Origin of the sequence: Burkholderia gladioli (assembly GCF_000959725.1) — a bacterium.
GTDB classification, from domain to species: domain Bacteria; phylum Pseudomonadota; class Gammaproteobacteria; order Burkholderiales; family Burkholderiaceae; genus Burkholderia; species Burkholderia gladioli.
In genome coordinates this window covers 3339918-3359488 of the sequence record NZ_CP009322.1, presented here as the reverse complement: position 1 = coordinate 3359488, position 19571 = coordinate 3339918, and the positions used below count along the sequence as shown (strand labels likewise).

Annotated in this window: 9 protein-coding genes; 2 read left to right on the top strand and 7 right to left on the bottom strand. The window is 66.6% G+C overall.

All coding sequences use genetic code 11. From position 1 onward, the window contains the following. Positions 1-3: 3 nt before the first annotated feature. Positions 4-3279: an autotransporter outer membrane beta-barrel domain-containing protein gene (locus BM43_RS14430; RefSeq protein WP_036055104.1), complete on the bottom strand. Its 3276-nt coding sequence runs from the start codon at positions 3277-3279 to the stop codon at positions 4-6. A gap of 248 nt (positions 3280-3527) precedes the next feature. Beyond that, on the bottom strand, positions 3528-4421 hold the full coding sequence (locus BM43_RS14425) for a transcriptional regulator GcvA (RefSeq protein ID WP_036055105.1): 894 nt from the start codon (positions 4419-4421) through the stop codon (positions 3528-3530). Between the two features lie 216 nt (positions 4422-4637). Between BM43_RS14425 and gstA the strand changes: the two genes are divergently transcribed. Continuing rightward, entirely contained in the window at positions 4638-5249 is a 612-nt protein-coding gene (gene gstA / locus BM43_RS14420) for a glutathione transferase GstA (protein WP_036055106.1), read from the top strand. Between the two features lie 252 nt (positions 5250-5501). Beyond that, the gene (locus BM43_RS14415) at positions 5502-6266 is read left to right on the top strand and encodes a winged helix-turn-helix transcriptional regulator (protein WP_080741987.1); all 765 of its coding nucleotides are present in this window, start codon (positions 5502-5504) and stop codon (positions 6264-6266) included. Between the two features lie 45 nt (positions 6267-6311). On the opposite strand, the gene BM43_RS14410 is transcribed toward BM43_RS14415, so the two are convergent. The 5 genes from BM43_RS14410 to BM43_RS14390 all read right to left on the bottom strand — a co-directional run bounded on the left by BM43_RS14410 (position 6312) and on the right by BM43_RS14390 (position 19533). Then, positions 6312-7031, bottom strand: a complete 720-nt coding sequence (locus BM43_RS14410) for a response regulator transcription factor (protein ID WP_036055108.1) — start codon at positions 7029-7031, stop codon at positions 6312-6314. Next, positions 7028-8533, bottom strand: a complete 1506-nt coding sequence (locus BM43_RS14405) for a TolC family protein (protein ID WP_226285314.1) — start codon at positions 8531-8533, stop codon at positions 7028-7030. Before BM43_RS14405 ends, BM43_RS14410 begins: the two co-directional genes overlap by 4 nt. Before the next feature lie 627 nt (positions 8534-9160). After that, positions 9161-10336, bottom strand: coding sequence for an HlyD family type I secretion periplasmic adaptor subunit (locus BM43_RS14400; RefSeq protein WP_226285315.1), 1176 nt, complete (start codon positions 10334-10336; stop codon positions 9161-9163). A gap of 65 nt (positions 10337-10401) precedes the next feature. After that, complete coding sequence (locus tag BM43_RS14395) at positions 10402-12747, bottom strand: type I secretion system permease/ATPase (RefSeq protein WP_036055109.1); 2346 nt, start codon at positions 12745-12747, stop codon at positions 10402-10404. Between the two features lie 228 nt (positions 12748-12975). Then, positions 12976-19533, bottom strand: coding sequence for an Ig-like domain-containing protein (locus BM43_RS14390; protein ID WP_036055110.1), 6558 nt, complete (start codon positions 19531-19533; stop codon positions 12976-12978). Positions 19534-19571: the final 38 nt, after the last annotated feature.

Genomic DNA, 19571 nt, shown 5'->3' with positions numbered 1-19571 from the left:
CCGCTACCACGCCCAGCGCACGCCGGCATTGCCGGTGATGGTGCGCTGGTGCTCGCCGCCGAGGTTGCTCAGGTAGCTGAGCGTGGCGAACACGCTGCCGCGCTTGGTCAACTGGGCGACCACGCCCGCGCCGACCTGCCCCATGGTCTGCCCGACCTGCGTGCCGATCGTGGTGCTGCCGCCGAAGTTCGTTTCGTCGTCCTTGCCGAATGAGCGCAGCGCGCTCACGCGCAGATACGGCTTCCATTCGATGCCATGTGCGGCGACGGCCCACTGCAGGCGCGCGCCGATCCGGCCGAGGAAGGTGTTGCCGTTGTTCCAGCGCACCGAGGAGATGCCGTCGTCGAGCCGATCGAGCGACAGCCATTGCCAGACCAGTTGCGCCTGCGGCTCGAGCGTGAGCCCGTAGCCGAGCGCGATCGGCAGCCCCGCCTCGACCGAGCCGGTGAAGGCGTTGCCGTTGGTCGAGCCCGATACGCCGCCGTTCGAATTGCTGCGCACCGTCAGCGCGCTGCCCATCAGAACCGCGTCGGTGTACCAGCCGCCGGGGCCGATGTGGGTCCAGTAGCCGCCCAGGTTGTAGCTGTTCACCTGCAGCGAGCCGACGCCGAGATCGGGCTGGCCCAGCGCGAATCCGTTCACGTCGCCCACTGCGCGCGAGAAGCCGAGCAGGAAACCGTAATGGTTGCGATGGCCGCTCGGGCGGTTGTCGGCATAGAGATCCTGCCCGACCTGCATGCCGTAGACGGAACCGTCGAAGGACGGCGAAGCGTCGCCCTTCTGGTGCAGGTTCGCGTAGCCGCCCCAGACGCGCGCCCAGGCCGCCGGCACCGAACCGCTTTCGCTGAGCAGCCCCTGCTCGCCCTGGCGATCGTGGAAGGTGTCGATCTGCATCAGGCCGAGCTGGCGCGCCACGGCCGGCGCCTCGCTGTAGAGCGGCACCTCCTGGCGATAGATCGGCTCGGGCGCGGCGCCGGGCGCCGCGTCGGCCACCGCCTCGGCGATCGTCGACGGGGTGCCCACCGCCACCACCACGGGAGGCGGCGACGGCGGCGAGGTCGGTGACGTAGGCGGCGTCGGCGCCGGCGGAATCGTGTTGCGCAGATACCAGTCCTCATCGGTGCCGCTCGCGGTGCCGCCCTTGGCGAGAAAGTAGGTGTAGGCGCCCGCGCTGACCGAGCCGCCCGCCAGCGAGAACGCGCCGCTGCTGCTGGTCGCGCCGTTGGTGGCCTGCACCACCTCGATGCCGTTGCCGGTGGTCTGCGCGCCGGGGCCGCCCACGTTGCTGACCTTCAACGTGCTGGTGCCGCTGGCCGTGCCGCCGTTGATCACCAGCTTGTCGGAGGCGGCGCCGTCGCCCGCCAGGAAGGTGTTTAGCGCGATGGTCGCGTGCTGGCCGGCATAGTTGCCGGCCACGGTCAAGGTGTTGCCCACACCACCGCCGCCGAGCTGCACGAGGCCGGCGTTGGTCAGGTTGCCGTTGATCGTGAAGTTGCCGGTGGGCCCGCTCGCGAGGCTCGCCAGCGCATTGGCCACCGAGATCGTGCCGTTGTTGCTGACGTTGCCGGTCACGCTGCCGTAGCCGCCCAGGGTCGCGCCCGAGGCGATCGCCACGGGGCCACCGCCCGACAGCGAGGCCGCAGGGTTCGTGGCATCGCCCACCACCAGCGTGCCCGCATCGAGGTTCGTCCCACCCGCGTAGCTGTTCGCGCCATCGAGCGTGAGCGTGCCGCCGCCAAGCTTGGTCAGCGAGCCCGCGCCGGTGATGTTCTGGGCAATGGTGGAATTGAAACCTTGCGTATCGATCGTGCCGCCGTTGGCCGTGATCGAGATCGCCCGGCTCGCCGCCAGGTCGAAGCTGCTGCCGAGCTGGAGCGTGCCGCCGTTGAAGGCCAGCGCGCCGGAGGCGGCACCCAGCGCGTTGTCGGCGGCAGCCTGCAGGCTGCCCTGCGTGAGCGTGGTGCCGCCCGAGTAGGTATTGGCGCCGGTCGCGGCCAGGCTGCCCGCGCCCGTCTTCTCGAGCGCGCCGCTGCCCGAGATGGTCCCCGCATAGGTGCCGGCGCCGTCCTGCTGGAAGCGCACCAGGCCATCGTCGGTTACCGATAGCGGCAGGTTCGAGGCGTTAGCCTGCAGGGTCGCGCCGGCATTCACGGTGGCGACCACCGAGGCCGTGGTGGTGCCCAGCGTGCCGGTCAGGTTCAGCGTGCCGCTCTGCACCAACGCCGTCGAGAACGTGCCGGTGCCGGCCCAGGTCCAGTCGGCGCCGCTCATGGTCAGGCTCTGGAAATTGGTGAAGGCATTCGAGGCGGTGCCCGAGCCTTGCAGGGTCACGCTATTGGTGCCATTGCCACCGTTTGCAGTCCCGACGATCTGCGAACCGGTCTGCAGGATCAGCGTGACATTGCCGTTGCCGCCCTGGATCGCCGTGCCGCCGCCCTGGATCAGGCCCGCGTTGGTGATGGTGGTCGCGCCGTTGGTCGAGCGGATGCCGATCCCGTTGGTGCTGATGATGCTGCCGCCGGCCTGGTTGGTGATGGTGGCGGTAAACGAGCTGCCGAGCGTGTTCGAGACCACCGCATCGACGCTGCCGCCGCTGGTGGCGGTGCCGGTGGTCAGGATCGTGCCGCTGTTGATCAGCGTGTCGTTGTTGCCCTGCATGTAGGCGGCCGGCGCATCGCGTCCATTGGTTTGCAACGTGCCGCTGTTGTTGATGGTGCCGTTGCCGCCCAGCAGCGAAGCCGCGCGCGCATTGTTTCCCGAGGTGGTGACGGTACCGGTATTGATCAGCGTGTTGCCCGACGCACCGGGGTTGCTTTGTCCCCAGGCTGCCGTCATGCCGTAGGCGTTGTTGCCGGAGGTGGTGATGGTGCCGTTGTTGACCAGCGTGTTGTTGTTGCCGTTCGCGGCGATGCCGTCGTTGTAGGCGCCGGTGGTGGTGATCACGCCGGTGCTGCCGTTGGTGACGGTGTTGCCGTTGTTCACGCCGATCAGCATCGCACCACGATTGGCGACGCCGCTGCCGTTGCCCGACATCGACAGGTTGCCGTTGTTGGTGATCGAACTCGAGGTGTCGACCGAGAACGGCGTGGGCGTGGTGGCCAGCATGTAGCTTCCGGTGGCGGTGCCGTCGATATCGATCGCGACATTGGTACTGCCGGGCACGGCCACCACGGAAGGAATCGCCGCGCCGCCGCAAGTGACGGTGGTATTGCTGCCCGGCCCCACCGCCGAGCACACCGCGTAAGCACCAACCGGCATCGCGCCGGTCAGGATCGCCACACTACCCAGGCCAAGGTTCAACGCGTTTCTTTTCATTTTCCACCCGCAATTGTTCAGTATCACTGAGTCAAATGCTGCGCGCGGATTGTTTTATAAACCGACATTCAAGGGTAGGCAAGAAAGATCGGATCCTATCGGCAAGCTCCGCGAAATAAAAGAACGAAAATCGGCAAGATCGACGCGATGGGAAATTTCCGGGAAAAATCGCCGTCGTTGCATCGGAACGATTTAGTACGGTCGTGCCGTTTTCAGCCGCGTGCCGCCTCGAGAAGCCAGCCGCGGAAGGCCCTCACCCTGGCCGAATCGGCGCGCTCGGGGGGTGAAACCAGGTAGAAGCTCCGGCCGGTGCTCACGCTCAGGTCGAATGGCGCGATCAGCCGGCCCGCGCGCAGATCGTCCTCGACATAGGCACGCCGGCCGATGCAGACGCCATGGCCGTCGATGGCCGCCTGCACCGCCAGCAAGGCGAGATCGAAATGCATGCGCCCGCTGCCAGGCAGGTCGGGGGACAACCCGGCGGCAGCGAGCCAGCAGGACCAGTCATCGCCCGTCACGCCGCCGACCTGCAGCAGCGTGTGATGCGCCAGGTCGGCCGGTTCGGCCAGCCTCGGGCCCGCCGACAAGTATCGTGGGCTGCAGACGGGCAGGATCTCGTCCGCCATCAGCCGGTCGCAGCACAAGCCGGGCCAGTCACCATGGCCAAGACGAACCGCCGCGTCGTGGCCGCCGGCCAGGAAATCCACGAAATCGGTCGACGCGCCGATGCGGAGCTCGACCTCGGGATGCGCGAGGCGAAACGATCCCAGGCGCGGCAGCAGCCATTTCGCGGCGAACGAAGCCACCGTGCTGATGCCCAGCGTGTTGTCGCGGCGGCCTTCGCGCAATTGGGCGGTCGAGAAGCGCAATTGCTCGAAGGCGAGGCCCACCCCTTGCAGATACGCGTGTCCCGCCGGTGTCAGTTCGAGGCGTTCCTTCAGGCGCAGGAACAGACGAATGCCCAGTTCGTCCTCGAGCCGGCGGACCTGGTGGCTGACGGCCGTCTGCGTGACGTTCAGCTCGGCGGCCGCACGCGTGAAGCTCATGTGGCGCGCGACGCATTCGAATACCTTCAGGCCATTCAGGGAAGGAAGTCTTGCCGCCATGGCATCGAAGAAAAGTGAGGTTTCATGAAGCGTCGAGGATCGAACCCGCAGGCCGGGCCGAAAAAACGAATCGATTCTAGCGCATGAGAATTTCTCATGACCTGGCCGCCGAGATGTCATTTGCCGGAAATATGGCGGTACTGCGATGCTCTTCATCGAATTACGGCTTCATTTTTTTATCGCTTTTCCATCCGCTATTTCATTCGGCCGATCATCATGAAACTCTATTTCGCCCCCAATGCCTGTTCGCTGGCGCCGCATATCGTGCTCCATGAACTCGGCTTGCCGTTCGAGCTGGTTCGCGTCGACAACAAGACCAAGCGCACCTCGGAGAGCGGCAATTTCCTCGACGTCAATCCCAAGGGCTATGTCGCGGCCCTGGCGCTCGACAACGGCGAGGTGCTCACCGAAGGCCCCGCCATCCTGCAGTATCTCGCGGACCTGCAGCCGGAAGCCGGGCTCGCCGCGCCGAACGGCAGTTGGGCGCGCGTGCGACTGCAGGAAACGCTCAACTTCATCACCGCGGAGATCCATGCCGGTTGCAGCCCGCTGTTCAATGCGGCGATATCGGGGGAGGTCAAGGCGATCTTTCGCGAGAAGTTGTACCGGCGTCTCGACACGATGGAAGCCGCGTTGTGCGAGCGGGACTATCTGCACGATCGATTCGGCATTGCCGATGCCTATCTGTACACGGTGCTGGGCTGGTTGCCGTCGTTCTCGATCGACATCGCCCGCTGGCCCGCGCTCGCGCGCTTCGTGGCACGGGTGGGAGCGCGCGCCTCGGTGAAAGTGGCCCAGGCCGCCGAGGATGCGATGCTCCGCATTTGACGCGGCTTTTCAGACAGGGCCGATACCTCGCGCGATACGAAGCGTCCACAATCAGGGACGTCGGCTCACTGTTTCCCGACAGCCGGGTCAACGCCCTGTTGGTAATGCTTGTCCCGCCTTCGCGGCGGGATTTTTTCAAGGCATCACGCTTCATGTCCCGCACCTGTCGCAGCCTGCCCATGACCCATCCACTCCTCGCGCGCCCCGACCGTCTCCTGTCGCACGCGCCGGCACATCTTGCGTAGCGTCCACATGACGGAAACCGGATCTCCGAGGATCGCGATCCTCGCGATCGGTCGCATGGGCCTGCGCGGCGCCGCCGCATTGGATGGCGAGCCCGGTCACCGCTACATCGAACGCCTGCTGCGCGACGCGGGCTACCAGCCCGCGCGCTTCGAGTCGGCATCGCAACTGCTCACCGCCTGCCATGCCCAGCCGGCCGACCTGTTCATCGTGCAGTGCGAATCGACCTGCGAGCACACGATCGACGCCATCCGCCAACTGCGCATCCGCTTCGGGGACATCGTGCCGATCATGACGTTCAGCCGGATCGAATCCTCGACCTCGCGGCTCGACAGCCTCGAAGCCGGTGCCAACGAACACTTGTCGAGCGCCTCGCGCGACGGTGAAATCGTCTCGCGTACCGCGACCTGGCTGAAATGGTCGCATCACCAGGCCACGCGCAACCGGCGATGGCGCGTCGGCGCCTACGAATTCGACGCATCGACGCGCTCCGTGCGCGTCGCAGGCCAACGGCAGAAGCTGACGGAAAAACACTTCCAGGTGCTCTCGGCCTTCTTCATGAATCCGGGACGCAACCTCGATCGCGTCCACCTGAGCCTGCTGGTCTGGGGTTCGATGGTGGCCGCGTCGAATCGACGGCTGGATACCCACATCTCGTGGCTGCGCAATCGCCTCGAACTGGACGGGCGTCACGGCATACGGCTGATCACGGTCTATGGATCCGGGTATCGACTGACGATGTCGGACGTGGATGAATTGGATACCGCCGCCTGAAGGCCTAGCCGTTCACCACGCGCGATCGCGAACGGCGCGTCACGCTCATTCAAGCCCACGCGGGCCGCGCTCGTGATGCGACAGCATCGCGATCAGCTCGGCATCGTTGCGCACGCCCAGCTTGCGATACGCAGCCTGCTTCTGCGAACTGATGGTCTTGTAGCCGCGCCCGACGCGATCGGCGATCTGGGAGATCGACAGCCCCTCCAGGCAATATGCCAGCACGGCGCGTTCTCGCGCGGTGAGATCGGGGTGCGTGAGCAGCGTGGATGCATCCTTGAGCGCCGGCATGCCCGGCGCAGCAGGAGAAGGCCGCGCGAATCCATTGGAAGTCGACCGCGTGCCGATCACACGCGCGCTGAAGTAGGTATTTCCGCTCGCCACCTTGCGCACCGCCTCGATGTGATCGTCGAGCGATTGCGTGCGACCGATGAAGCCATGCACGCCGAGCTGGAACAGCCGCGCGATGGTATCCGCTCGTTCGAATTCCGAGCAGATCAGGATCCGGACCGCCGGATAGCTGGCGCGCAAGGCCCACACCACATCGAGCCCGTCGCTGGCGTCGAGCACGTGGTTCATCACGATCAAACCGATATCCGCGCCGGCCGCCAGCGCGTCCAGCAGTTCGCCGGCCGCCCCGAATGCCCCGACCACCGTCCAGCCCGGTTCCTGTTCGATGCGCGTGCACAGCGCGAAGCGCACCAATTCGTGCGAATCGAGCAGGGCAATGGACAGTGACGGCACATCGTGAGCGATCGAGTTCATACCATCCCCTTCAGCCAGCTCATCAACTCGCCCGCGCTGCTCAACTCGCGGAACACCGCCTCATAACCGTCGAAACGCGTGGTGATCTCGCTGACACGATTGCCGTAATGGTCGTTCTCGGCCTGCAGCACGTCGAGCAGGGTGCGCTTGCCGAGGTGATACCACTGATCGAAGAATGCCTTGCGCACACGATCGGTCTCGTCGACCAGATCGCCATAGAGCGTCGAACGCTCGAGCAAGGTGCGCGCATCCTCGTCGGCCGCGCGGATCGCGTATTCCAGATCGAGCCGCGCCTGCTCGACCTTGCGCTCGCTGGCCTGCGCCCGTGCCAGCGCGGCCTGCTGCGCGGCCCTGGCCGAGCCGCCCTGGAAGGCGTTCCAGTTCAAGGTCAGCATGGTCTGGAACGGCTGCCGACGATCGGCGCTGTCGCGGCCGGTGGTCTTGCTGACCACCCAGTTCACCGCCGGCCGCGCCGAGGCCCGCACCGCGTCCGCCAGCAGCCGCGCCGCCTGCGCCTCGGCCCGGGCCTGAAGGATCTGCGGATGCCGGTTCATGCTCGACAGCAGACGCTCGAGGCCGGCCGGCTCGATATTCCACGCGGACGCCGAAGGCAGCTGCAATGGCAGGTCGCCCACCAACTTGCGCAGCGTCAGCTCGGTATCGCGCGCCTTGGCCGCCACCGTATCCCGCGAAGCCTGCGCCTGCAGCAGCCGCGCCCGCGCCTGGGTCAGCTCGCTGGCCCGCCCGCGATCGATCTCGACGATCTGGCTCAGCATCGTCACGAGTTGCTGCATGCGATCCACGAACTGCTGGCTGATGCGGATCAACTGCCGCTGCTTGGCCAGTTCGACGATGGTGGTGGCCACCGTGTATGCGGAATTCTCGCGCTGCGCGTCGTAGAACTCCTTGCCCGCGTCGGCGGTCTCCTTGCGGCTCTCGATGGTCTTCGACAGGTAGCCCCAGTCGAACAGCGAGGTGGTGAGATTCACGGTGATCGCCGTGCCACGGCCCGGCGCGTTGCTCGCGGGGCCGGCGAACTCGACCGCCTTCGAACGCGATGCGAATTGCAGTTGCGGCCAGCGCCTGCCCTTGACTTCGTCGACATCGGCAAGCTGCGCCTGGTAGGAGGCATAGGCGAACTGCACCTGTGGACTGCGATCGAAAGCGGCTTCCACCGCGGCAAGGAAGATCGGCCGCAAATCGGCTTGCGGGGAAAGGGAGACGACGCCGCCGGCCGCGGCGGGATCGGCCGCCCAGTATTCGGCCAGCGTGGAAAGCGGAGATGACTGTCGCGGTGGCGAGACCCGGCCGGGATCGGCAAGATGCAAGCGGTCGCGGCGCCCGGGGAAGTTGCGCGCGACGCGCTCCTTGCCGAGCATCGCCGCCAATGTGACCCGCCCGGTTTCGGCCGACGCCAGCGAGGCGCCGCCCTTCGATACCTCGGCGGGCGGGGATGTCGATTCGTTTGTCGCCGCCGTGTGCGTGCGGGCTCGCGTTCGCATGCGCGCTTCGGCTTGGCGGGTTGCGGTCGCCCAATCCGGGCCGGCCGGCGACGCGGGCTCCGCAGCCTGGGGCGAGGCGCCTGGAAGCATCACGGTTTGCACGGGTTGCGCAGCCGGCATGATGCCCTCGTTCGATGCCGAAGCATTCGAGAGCCTGGGCGACGGACCGACGACAGGCTCGGTGGGCATCGCGGGTGCATCGATGCTCGGCAAGGCGCCGGAAGGACGGCGACGAGGCGGCTCGCTTGCCGGCGGCGCAAGCGGCCCGTGCGTCGTCGCCTCACGCGGCTTGCGCCACGTGGCCGCGATCCTCAAGGCACGCGCGGTGCGTGCCTCGCGCCGCTGTCGACGCGCCTCCAGCTCGACTTCGCTCAGGCCGCTCGTCTCGTCATCGGACAAGGAGATCGTCACGACCTCGCCGGTCGGGATCGGCCCCGACATCGTCGCATCGAAGCGCGCGCCGGCGGCGCTCGGCGGATGGCTTGCCGCGCTCGCCGGCGCGGCGTGCGCACCGGCGAACACGCCGGTGGCCAACAAGAGGGACAAGGTGGTGCGCCGCAACGGCAGCTCGGTCGAGAAGCCTTCGCACGCGAACGGATCGCGGCACGGGTGGATGGCTGGCATGGCTTATCGCTCCCGGAACGCTTCCTGCGCCTTGAAGATCGGCTTCAGCAGAAAATCGAGTATGGTTTTTTCGCCGGTGCGGATTTCGACGCGGGCGATCATGCCCGGCATGATCGGCAGCTGCTTCCCGCCGGCCTCGAGATAAGCGCGGTCGGTCAGCACCTGCACACGGTAGAAGGTCGCATCCTTGCCGGCGGCGGCCTTCGCGTCATCCTTCAGCGTGTCGGGGCTGATGTAGCTCACCTTGCCCTTCAATCCGCCGTAGATGCCGAAGTCATAGGCCGTGATCTTCACCATCGCCGGCTGCCCCGGCCGCAGGAAAGCCACGTCCGACGGCTTGATCTTGCCCTCGACCAGAAGCTGATCTTCCAGCGGCACGATCTCGAGGATGTGTTCGCCGGGCTGGATCACCCCGCCGATCGTATTCACGCGCACGTTCTTCACGGTGCCGTAGACGGGCGCCACCACGGTGGTACGCGACAGCACGTCGCGACGGCCAACCAGCGACTCGTTGGTCTGCGCGAGTTCCAGCTCCAGCTTGGTCAGTTCGGAATTCGCGTCGGCCTGGTAGCGATTGCGACGCTCGACCATCTGCGACTGCAATTCGTTCGCGGTGCGCTTCATCCTCAGCAATTCGACGTCGGACATCAGCCCCTTGGCAGCCAGCGGCTCGGCCAGCGCGATTTCCTTCTGCTGCAATACGTAGCTGCGCTCCAGCGCGGCGATGGACTCGTCGAGCGCGTGCCGCCGCGAGTTGTAGGCCTTGGTTTCCATCTGCACCACCTCGGTCTCGCCGCGCACCGCCGGCGGAAACACCAGCGGCTGCGAGAACGCTTCCGCGCGCAGCCGCGCCAGCGTGGCCTTCAAACCGACCGCCTTCGAATAAGCTTCGCGGTAGCTGGTCTGCGCTCGGGTCGGATCGATCTTCAGCAGCATCTGGCCTTTCTTGACGATATCGCCCTCGCGCACGTTCATCTCCTCCAGGATGCCGCCTTCGAGGCTCTGGATCACCTGTTCACGGCTACGCGAAATGACGGTGGCCTCGCCTTGCGTGATCTCCTCCACGCGCGCAAAGCGGGCCCAGATCAGGAACGCGACGAGCAGCGCGGCCACCACGTAGAGCATCAGCTTCGAGCCCGGCGACGATTGCGTGAGCAAGGCCGCGCGCATGTCGCTCATGTATTCGATCTCCGCCTTGCGCATTTTCGGCTGGTCGCCGCGGCGCCACCACTTGAGCCTCGAAATCACGCGCTGCCCTCCATCGGCTCGTTCGGCGCCTCGGCCGCCGGGCGCGTCGCATCCGCCTCGCGCAAGGGCCGCATTCGGACCGTGCGGGCGGGCCGGGCAGGCGCCGCTGCCCCATCACGCGCGCTAAAGCCGGGCGGGCCTTCGTGCTGCCCGGCGAGCCGGGCAAGGATCGTATCCTTCGGCCCGTCCGCCACGATCCGGCCATCCTCGACCACCACGATGCGTTCGACCAGCGCCAGCACCGAAGGCCGGTGCGTGACCACCACCAGCGTCTGGCCGGCCGTCGCGCGCGCCAGATGCGCGATGAAGGTCGCCTCGGTCTGCGTGTCCATCGCGCTGGTCGGCTCGTCGAACAGCAACAGCTGTGGATGCGTGAGCAGCGTGCGCGCCAACGCAACCAGTTGCCGCTGGCCGCCCGACAAGCCCGCGCCGCCCTCGCCGATCGGCAGGTTCACGCCCATCGGATGCCGTGCGGCCACCTCGTCGAGCCCGGTCAGCTTCAGCACGCGCAGCAGTTCCTCGGTGGTCGCCTCGGGCCGCGCGATCATCACGTTCTGGCGCAGCGAGCCATAGAACAAGCGCACGTCCTGACCGACATAACCGACCGCGCGCCGCCAGTCGGCCGGATCGATCTGCTCGACCGCGAGCCCGCCGAGGAACATCGCGCCCTGGGTCGGCATGTACATGCGCCCCATCATGCGCAGCAAGGTGGATTTGCCGCTGCCGATCCGCCCGAGCACGGCGACGCGCTCACCTGGATCGATGGCGAGGTGAATGCCTTTCAGGATCTCGGGATTGGGTTGCATCGGCGGTGCCGGATAGGCAAAGCGCACGTCCTTGAGTTCGATGCGCCCTTCGAGAGGGGGATCGGCCAGGTATTCGCGGCTCGGGTCGCGCTCGGCCGGCATGTCCATCAAGCGATTCAACGATTCGAAGGCCGCCTTGGCCTGCTGGAAGCGCAGCGCCAGTCCCATCACCGCATTGAGCGGCGCGGTGGCACGGCTGGCCAGCATCACCGAGGCGATCAGGGAACCCTGGGTGAGGCGTCCTTCGGTGATCAGGTAGACACCCGTGACGATCAACACGACCGTCTGCACCTGCTGCAGGAACTGCACGATCGTCATAGCGCGCGAGGACAGCGTCTTGGTGCGCTGCGAGGTGGCCGCCTGCATCGCGCTGAAGGTTTCCCAGCGCCTCTGCATGTAGCCCTCGCCGCCGACGGCCTTCAGCGTCTCGAGCCCTTCGATCGACTCGATCAGCACACCCTGCTTGAGCGAGGCCTCGCGCAGGTTTTCCTTCATCGCGCGCGCGAGCGGCCACTGCACGGCCACGCTGATGCCGACGATGATCGGGATCATCATGGTCGGGATCCAGCCGAGCGGCCCGCCCACTGCGAAGATCACGCCGGCGAACATCAGCACGAAGGGCAGGTCGGTGACGGCCGACAAGGTGGCCGAGGTGGCGAAATCACGCACGGATTCGAACTCGCGCAGCTGGTTCGCGAACGAACCGGAGGACTGCGGCCGATGCTCCATGCGGATCGACAAGGCCTTGCGGAACAACATGCTGCCCATCACCAGGTCGGCCTTCTTCCCGGCGGCGTCGATCAAGTGGGCGCGCGTATGACGCGAGATACCCTCGAACACCATCGCGACCACCACGCCGATCGCCAGCGACCAGAGCGTGATGAAGGCCTGGTTCGGCACCACGCGGTCGTAGACGTTCATGGTGAAGAAGATCGACGCCAGGCCCAGCACGTTGATCAGCACGGCGCCGATGCCCGCGCTGTAGTAGAAGCGGCGATAGCGCCAGATGGTGCGGGTCAGCCAGTGGCCGAGCGGCTCGGGGGTGAGCTCGCCGGCGCGCATGTCGACCTTGGCGGCCGGCTTCACGAGCACCGCGAAACCGCCATAGCATTCGGCGAGCTGCTCGTCGCTGTACTCGACGGGCCCGCCCGCGATCTCCGGCATCCAGACCTGGCAGAGCAGCGCGCCGCGGCGCTCGGAATCCGTGTCGCGCCGCACGCCGAGCAGGACACAGCCGCCCTTGTCCTTGCGGATCAGCAGCATCGGCATCAGATGGCCCGGCAACATCCGCAGCTCGCGCTCGACCATCCCGGCCTGCATGCCGGCGTTGGCGAATGCGTCGATCACCATCGTCGGGGCCAGGAAGCCGAACTTGGGCAAGCCGGCCGTCATGGCATCGCGGCTCTTGCCGAAGCCGTAGTGCTCGCAAAGCCAGCTCACGCAGTCCAGCAGGCTGTCCTGGTAGGTCGCTTCGCCTTTCGGTGCCGCATCCTGCTGGTCGGCCCCGCCGGGCAAGGTGAAGGTGTTCGCGGTCATGCTGCTTTCTCCCGACGCGGCGGAAAGCAACGAAACCGACCTCGGCCGCCCACGACGCGCGCGAAGCAGCGAAAGCCTGCCGACCGTGTACCCTCACAACGCGAAATAACCTGATTACGTGAAATTCGTCAGAGGATTCTGAGGAGCGCGGCCGATCACGGAAAGCTGACCGGTCAGAAAACGCGCAACTGCTTGCAGTTGCGCGTTGATCTGTCGGCCGGAGAAACCTCAGGTGGGATGGATGTCGATGCCGTGCAAGACAGACCAGTCCAACTGCGGCATGCCGTGGTCGTGGGAGAGATGGGGCATGGCGGCGCCTGCAGCGTCGTTGGACATGCCCGTGTCGGATAGGTCGCTCGTCAGTCCCGGTAAATCGGCCGCGCCCGTTGCCGGCTTCTCCGGGCTGCCGTTCGCGGGGAACAGGTCCGGCGAGCCGTCCTGCAGCAGATCGGACAGCGACAGCTTCAGCGCATCCGACTGATCCGACTGATCCGACTGATCCGCATGAGCCGCATGAGCCGCCTCGCCGAGCCATGCCGGCTCGACGCCGTCAGCGGCGTCACGGACATGCGGCGACACCTGTGCTTCCGGCTGAACTGCCTCACCGATTGCCTGGCTGCCCGGTCGACCGACATCGGGCGCATCCTCGCCGTGCAATCGCGCCGACGTGGCCGGCGCTCCCGCGACCGCCGGCGCCCCATGCGCGGCGCTTGCCGCATCCGCGACATGTCGCTCCGGCGGAACCTCGCGAGCGGTGGCATGCATCGCGGCGTCGGTCGCGGCGTCATCGATCGGCGGCGAGGCGAACAGCGTATCCAGTCGATACCAGGCATCCTCGATCTCGATCACGTACATATTGCTCGGCCCCAGCATTTCTCCGTTCGGCCCTTCCGCGATCACCGAGAACGCGTGGACGCCCTCGTCCAGATCGTGATCCGGAACGTAGGACCAGCGGCCGTGCCCATCGGCGCGCACCGAGCCGATCAGGTCCTGCGCGTTCTCGTAGAGATAGACCAGATAGCCGGCCGCCGCCGTGCCGACGATATGCGGTCGCAAGGCATCCGTCGAACCATTGGGCGCGACGATATGGTGGGCATCGTCATGGATGGCGGTAATGGCCGGCTCGGGCGGCGGCGGCGGCACGGTCGTGTCGACCTTGAAACGGAACGGTTCGCTGGGGTTGCTGAGAACGCCCGTCACGCCGACTACGCGAGCCGTGATTTCATGTCGGCCGTCGAGCAGGTCCCCGGCCGGCTCGAACGACCAATCACCATGCGCATCGGCCCTGGTGCTGCCGACCCGGGCCACCATCGTGCCCACCCTGTCATACAGGTAGACGAGCGCGTCGGCATCGGCGATGCCCTTGATCAGCGGCCGCGCGTCGTCGGTCACGCTGCTGCCGTCGCGATTGAGCGGTCCAGTCTCGGCACCGACGTCGTCGATCACGTCGATGATCAGGGGCTCGCGCGGCAGGCTGGTATCGATGCGCAGCGTATAAGGCTCGGAAGGCTCACTGACGTTACCCGCGATGTCGGCGGCGGTGGCCCTCACCTCGTAGACGCCGCTGTCCATGTCCTCGACGGGCACCACGGACCAGGCACCCTGCGCATCCGCCTGCGCCGAACCGAGCACGATCCGCTCGCCATCGATCAATGCCTCGAGCGTGACGATCGAGAAAGGCTCCGACACGCCGCCGAACATCGGCTTCGTATCGTCGGTGACGCCCGATTCCATGATGTTGCCGACCAGCGAGCCGACATCGTCCATCACCATGGTGATGGCGGGCGGCTGCGGCGCCTCGGTGTCAATGACCAGCCTGAAGCCGTCGCTCGGCTCGCTGAAATGGCCGGCCGCGTCCTGCGCGACGACGGTGAACACATGCTCACCGTCGAACAGGCGCACGATCGAGGTGAAGGTCCATTTGCCGGTCGCGTCGGCCAGCGTCGAGCCGAGCACGGTGTCGCCATCGCGCACGATCACGAGCGAGCCGGGCTCGGCGCGGCCGGTGAAGCCGGGTGTCTTGTCGTCGATGCGGCTGCCCGATGAGGTCGGCCGCTGGATCGGACCGACGTCGTCCATGGCCGAATCGATGGTCGGCCGGCCCGGCGGCGTGAGATCGATCACCAGGGAAAATGGCGCCGTCGTGACGGTCTTGCCGTCTAGCCCCACCGAAGACGCCGTCACGTTGTGCCGGCCCTCCGACAAGGCAAGCGGCAGGATCAGTGACCAGTGGCCATCGGCATCCGCCAGCACGCTGCCGACCTGCTTGCCGTCCACGCGCACCTTCACCAGCGAATTGGCGAGCGCCACGCCGGCGATCTCCGGACTCCGGTCGTCGGTCGCCTGGCCCGGCTGCAGCGCACCCACGATCACGCCCTCATGGTCGATCACGGACTGGATCGCGAGAACGCCGCCAGGGTCGCCACCACCACTGCCGCCAAAAGAGCGGGTATCGACTGTGAAGTCGAGTGCCGGGCTGCGCTCGGTGGTATTTCCCGCCGGATCGGACAGGGTGGCCGAGAAACTGTGGGGGCCGTCCGCCAGAGGCGCGTCCGGACGAAATGTCCAGGTCCTGTCGAGCTTGACGCGCGTATGACCGATCACCTGATCGCCGTCGTAGATCGTGACCAGCGCGGCCTCCTTGGCAAAGGGGGTGAGGTTTTCGCCCCTGCCTTGATAAATCGGCATTGCATCGTCAGTCACGCCATCGGGACGGATGTGTCCTCGCGAAGTGCCGACATTGTCGGTCAAGAAGGTCTCGCCGCCCAACATCGAGGGCGGAAACACGGCCGAGATCAGCTTGAAGGTCTGCAATGACGGCGGATCCCCCGCTACCGCCAGACGGAAGCTTTGTGGCTGACGTAGCCGACTGAACAGCCGGTTAAAGCCGACATCGAAAGAAAACCGGCCATCGGCGTCACGGTCCACATGATATGTGCCTTGCTCAATCCAGCCTCGGCCGTCAAACTGCCCCTCGGTATACAGCGTGACCGTGTCGCTCGTCGACTGCCCCTTCAGTGTCACGCGGCCGTATGCCCAATCCCAGTAGTGCAACTCGCCACCTTGCCATTCGGCGCCATCGATCCACGCGGCGTTTTCTCCCTCCCTGAGCGCCCGGACCTGGAATTCCCCGGGTTCGCTGTGCGCGCTGCTGTTGCCGGCCTGGTCCGTCACGACCGCCGTCAAACTGTGGCGGCCCAGGGAAAAGGGCTGCGTCGGCGTGAAAGACCACATCCCGTATTCACTCACGGTCGTCGAGCCGATGACACGATCGTAGTCGTAGACCGTGATCGTCGCCCCAGCCTCGGCATTGCCGGTGAACCGTTCCATCGTGTTGGTGGTGATCATGCCGGGTTCGAGTCCGTTCGACTGATGGCCGAACACCTTCAGGTTCGTCGCCGTTTCCGGCGGCTCGGTATCGACCACCAGATCGAAAGCCCAGCTATGCCGGCTGGTTCCCGAGCTTGCCGTGATCCGGTGCGTGCCGTCGGCCAGCGGATTGGAAAGCGAGAGGGACCAACCGCCGTCGGATCCGGCCAGCACCGAACCACACGGCACCCCGTCCGCATAGACCGTGACCAGCGAATCCGGTGTCGCCCTGCCGCGGATTTCCGGCGTGACGTCGCTGGTCGACTGACCGGATTGCAGCAGGTCACCATGCCCGAGCACCTGATGGAGCGCGATCATGCCAGGCAAGCTGTGCGCCGCCGAGGTGTCCACCCTGAAGTCGATCGCCTCGCTGCGCGGGCTCGAGTTACCGGCTTCGTCCACCACCACGGTCGACAGGCTGTGGGCGCCGTCGGCCAGCGGCGCGAGCGGCCGGAACGTCCACGTGCCGTCGGGCTGGACCCGCGTCTGGCCCAGTACCTCGTCGCCGTCCAGGACCTTCACGAGCGCGCCCGGCTCGGCATGGCCGCTGTAGACAGGCGTCGCGTCGTCGGTCCTGCCGCCGTCGGCGATGGCGCCTCGTGCCGAGCCCACGTTGTCGCGCAAGGACATGCCGGTGGACGGCAACGGTGCGACCACGTCGATGTCGACGAGAAATTCGCCGGTCCTCGCGCCGAGCGTGCCGTCGCCATTCTCCGCGGCCGCCGTGAAGCGATGCTCGCCATGTGCCAGCGCGCTGTCGGAACGGAACCACCAGCGCCCCGTCTCGTCCGCCGTCACACGGGCAAACTCGTTGCCGTCGAGATAGACGTGTACGACACTGCCGGGCCGCGCCGTCCCCATCAAGGTTGGATTCTCATCGGCCGTCACGCCCTGATGCGGGACATTTCCGCTGCCGGGCAGCTTGGCATCGAGCACGCCCGTGATCGCCGCGGCACTCGCGACGCCGCCCACCAGCACCGTGAAGGGAAACGCCTCGCTGGCCGCGCTGATGCTCCCGGACGAATCGCGCACGATCACCTGGAGCCGGTGCTCGCCATCGACCAACGGTGCCACGGGCGGCGCCGGCTCGAATTGCCAATTGCCGTCGGCGTCGGCCCGCGTGCTGCCGAGCTGCAGCGTCACGCCGAGCACATTGTCGAACACGAACACGACGCCGTGCGGCGACGCGCTACCCTTGATGACCGGCTGCGCATCGTCGGTGCGATCGTAGGGTTTCAGCGGCCCGGTTTCCTGGCCAACGTCGTCGATCACCTCCAGGATGGCGGGCGGCGGCGGCTTGTGCCAGCCGGTGGTATCGACATTCACCACGAAGCCATCGCTCGCGATGCTGAGATTGCCGGCATCGTCTCGCGCTTTCACCGTCAACTCGTGCGCGCCCTCGTCCAGCGGCCGGGACGGCGTGAAGCTCCAGCGACCGCCGCGGTTCGCCATGGTCATACCGATCAGCAGGCCGCCGTCGTAGATCTCCACCTTGGCGCCCACCTCGGCCCGGCCATGCAGGGTCGGCGTCGCATCGTCCGTGAAGTCGTGACTGGCAAGTGCGCCCTGCTCCTTGCCCACGTCGTCGAAGACCAGGTCGATGGTCGGCTGCCCGGGCGACACGGTATCGACCACGAGGTAATACGGCGCCGACGGCTCGCTTTGCTGGCCGAGCGGATCCGTCGACTGCGCCAGCAAGGTATGCGCGCCTTCGGCCAGCCGATGGCCGGCATCCGGCACGAAGCGCCAGTTGCCCTGTTCGTCAGCGTCCGTGGAGCCCAATACGGTGCTCCCATCCCGGATCGTCACCCGCGCATGCGGCTTGGCGATACCCTCCAGGGTCGGAAACGGATCGTTCGTGAAGCCGCCGCTCGGCACATCACCGGTGTGCGGCTCCACGTCGTCGATCACGCGAACGATCATGACCGTGCCGGGCCCGGATACGTCGATGCGTATCGTGTGAGGCTCGCTCGGGATGCTGCTGTTGCCCGCCGCGTCCCGGGCAATCACCGTGAACACGTGCTCGGCTTCGGCGAGGGCCGATCCGGGGGTGAAACTCCAATTTCCTTCCCCATCCGCCACGCTCGACCCGATGACGTCGAGGCCGTCGCGCACCACCACGATGGCGCCGGCTTCGGCCTTGCCGGACAAGGTCGGCGACGCATCGTCGGTCATGCCGTGATCCGGGACCAGGCCCGTCAGCGGACCCACGTCGTCGTGCACGGCCTCGATCACCGGCCGGGGCGGCGGGGTGGTGTCGATGGTCACGAGGTAGTCGCGCGACGGCGCGCTGCTGTTGCCGAGGCGATTGACCGATACCACGCTGAAATGGTGATCGCCGTCCGCGAGCGGTGAGGCGATCGCGATCGTCCAGGTTCCGCTCGCGTCGATCCTGGTACTGCCGATCGGCTCGGCGGCCCCGTTGTCGTAGGCCAGCACGACGGTGCCGATTTCCCCGCGTCCTTTCAGCGTCGGTGTCGCGTCATTGGTCGACTCGCCCCGATTCACGATACCGATGCTCGGCTCGACATCGTCGATCACCCAGTCGAACAGCGGGCGGCTCGGCACCGCCGGCCCGATCACCACGGCGAAAGGATCGGAGGCCGGACCGCCTTTGCCGTTCTCGGCGACCTCGATCGCGCTCAGGCTGTGTTCGCCAGCCGTCAACGGCTGCTCGGCGGGGATCGGGAATGACCAGCTACCGTCGGGCGCCACCGTCGTCGCGCCGGCCAGACTACCGTCGACATAAACGAGAATCGCATCCCCCGGCGTGTTTCCCGTGCCGACCAGAGACGGGCGCGGATCGTTTGTCATGCCCGCGCTCTCGATATGGCCGCCGCCTTCCGCATCGGCAAGCAGGTAACGGATCACGGGAGCGCCGGCCATGTCGTCACGCGCCGCCGCGTCATGTGGGATAGATCGCACCGAGTTCGAGGATCCCGACGATGCCACCGCCACACCGGCCGCCACGGCAGCCAGGCCGAGCGCGCCAATTCCGAGCGGGGTCCAGTCAGGCCCTCCGGCGGCATTGCCGGCGGCGGCTTCGGGCGCCGTCGCGCCGGGCAGGGCAAGCGTCGCGACGGCATCGTCGGCCAGCGTCGAAACCCCGATCGATGCCCCGTCGTACGAGTAGTACTGCCCGTCCGCGCCTTCGGCGATCAGGCTGCCGCCCGATCCGTAGTAATCCGCTATCTGGATCGGCGGCGACGCATCGCCATCGGCACCGATCCACAGATCGTCGCCGTGCCGCCGCACCACCGCTTCGAGCGGCGCCTTGCCGGTTTCCGCATCGACGAGGATGTAGCGCGCGTTCGGCATCGCCTCGATCCTGGCGATTGCGCCTGGAGCCAGCCGACGGGGATCGACGACACGCGTCACGCCCTGGTCGTCGGCAAGCAAAATCTTGATCACGCTCATGTGAATACCCTGGGATTCGAAACAGAGGAGAAGGCCAT

What these genes read in the sequence shown, in the direction of transcription:
- BM43_RS14425 (WP_036055105.1), bottom strand. Translation starts at nt 4,421, where the DNA reads ATGGCGGCAAGACTTCCTTCCCTGAATGGCCTGAAGGTATTCGAATGC.
- gstA (WP_036055106.1), top strand. Translation starts at nt 4,638, where the DNA reads ATGAAACTCTATTTCGCCCCCAATGCCTGTTCGCTGGCGCCGCATATC.
- BM43_RS14415 (WP_080741987.1), top strand. Translation starts at nt 5,502, where the DNA reads ATGACGGAAACCGGATCTCCGAGGATCGCGATCCTCGCGATCGGTCGC.
- BM43_RS14410 (WP_036055108.1), bottom strand. Translation starts at nt 7,031, where the DNA reads ATGAACTCGATCGCTCACGATGTGCCGTCACTGTCCATTGCCCTGCTC.
- BM43_RS14405 (WP_226285314.1), bottom strand. Translation starts at nt 8,533, where the DNA reads ATGCGAACGCGAGCCCGCACGCACACGGCGGCGACAAACGAATCGACA.
- BM43_RS14400 (WP_226285315.1), bottom strand. Translation starts at nt 10,336, where the DNA reads ATGAGCGACATGCGCGCGGCCTTGCTCACGCAATCGTCGCCGGGCTCG.
- BM43_RS14395 (WP_036055109.1), bottom strand. Translation starts at nt 12,747, where the DNA reads ATGACCGCGAACACCTTCACCTTGCCCGGCGGGGCCGACCAGCAGGAT.
- BM43_RS14390 (WP_036055110.1), bottom strand. Translation starts at nt 19,533, where the DNA reads ATGAGCGTGATCAAGATTTTGCTTGCCGACGACCAGGGCGTGACGCGT.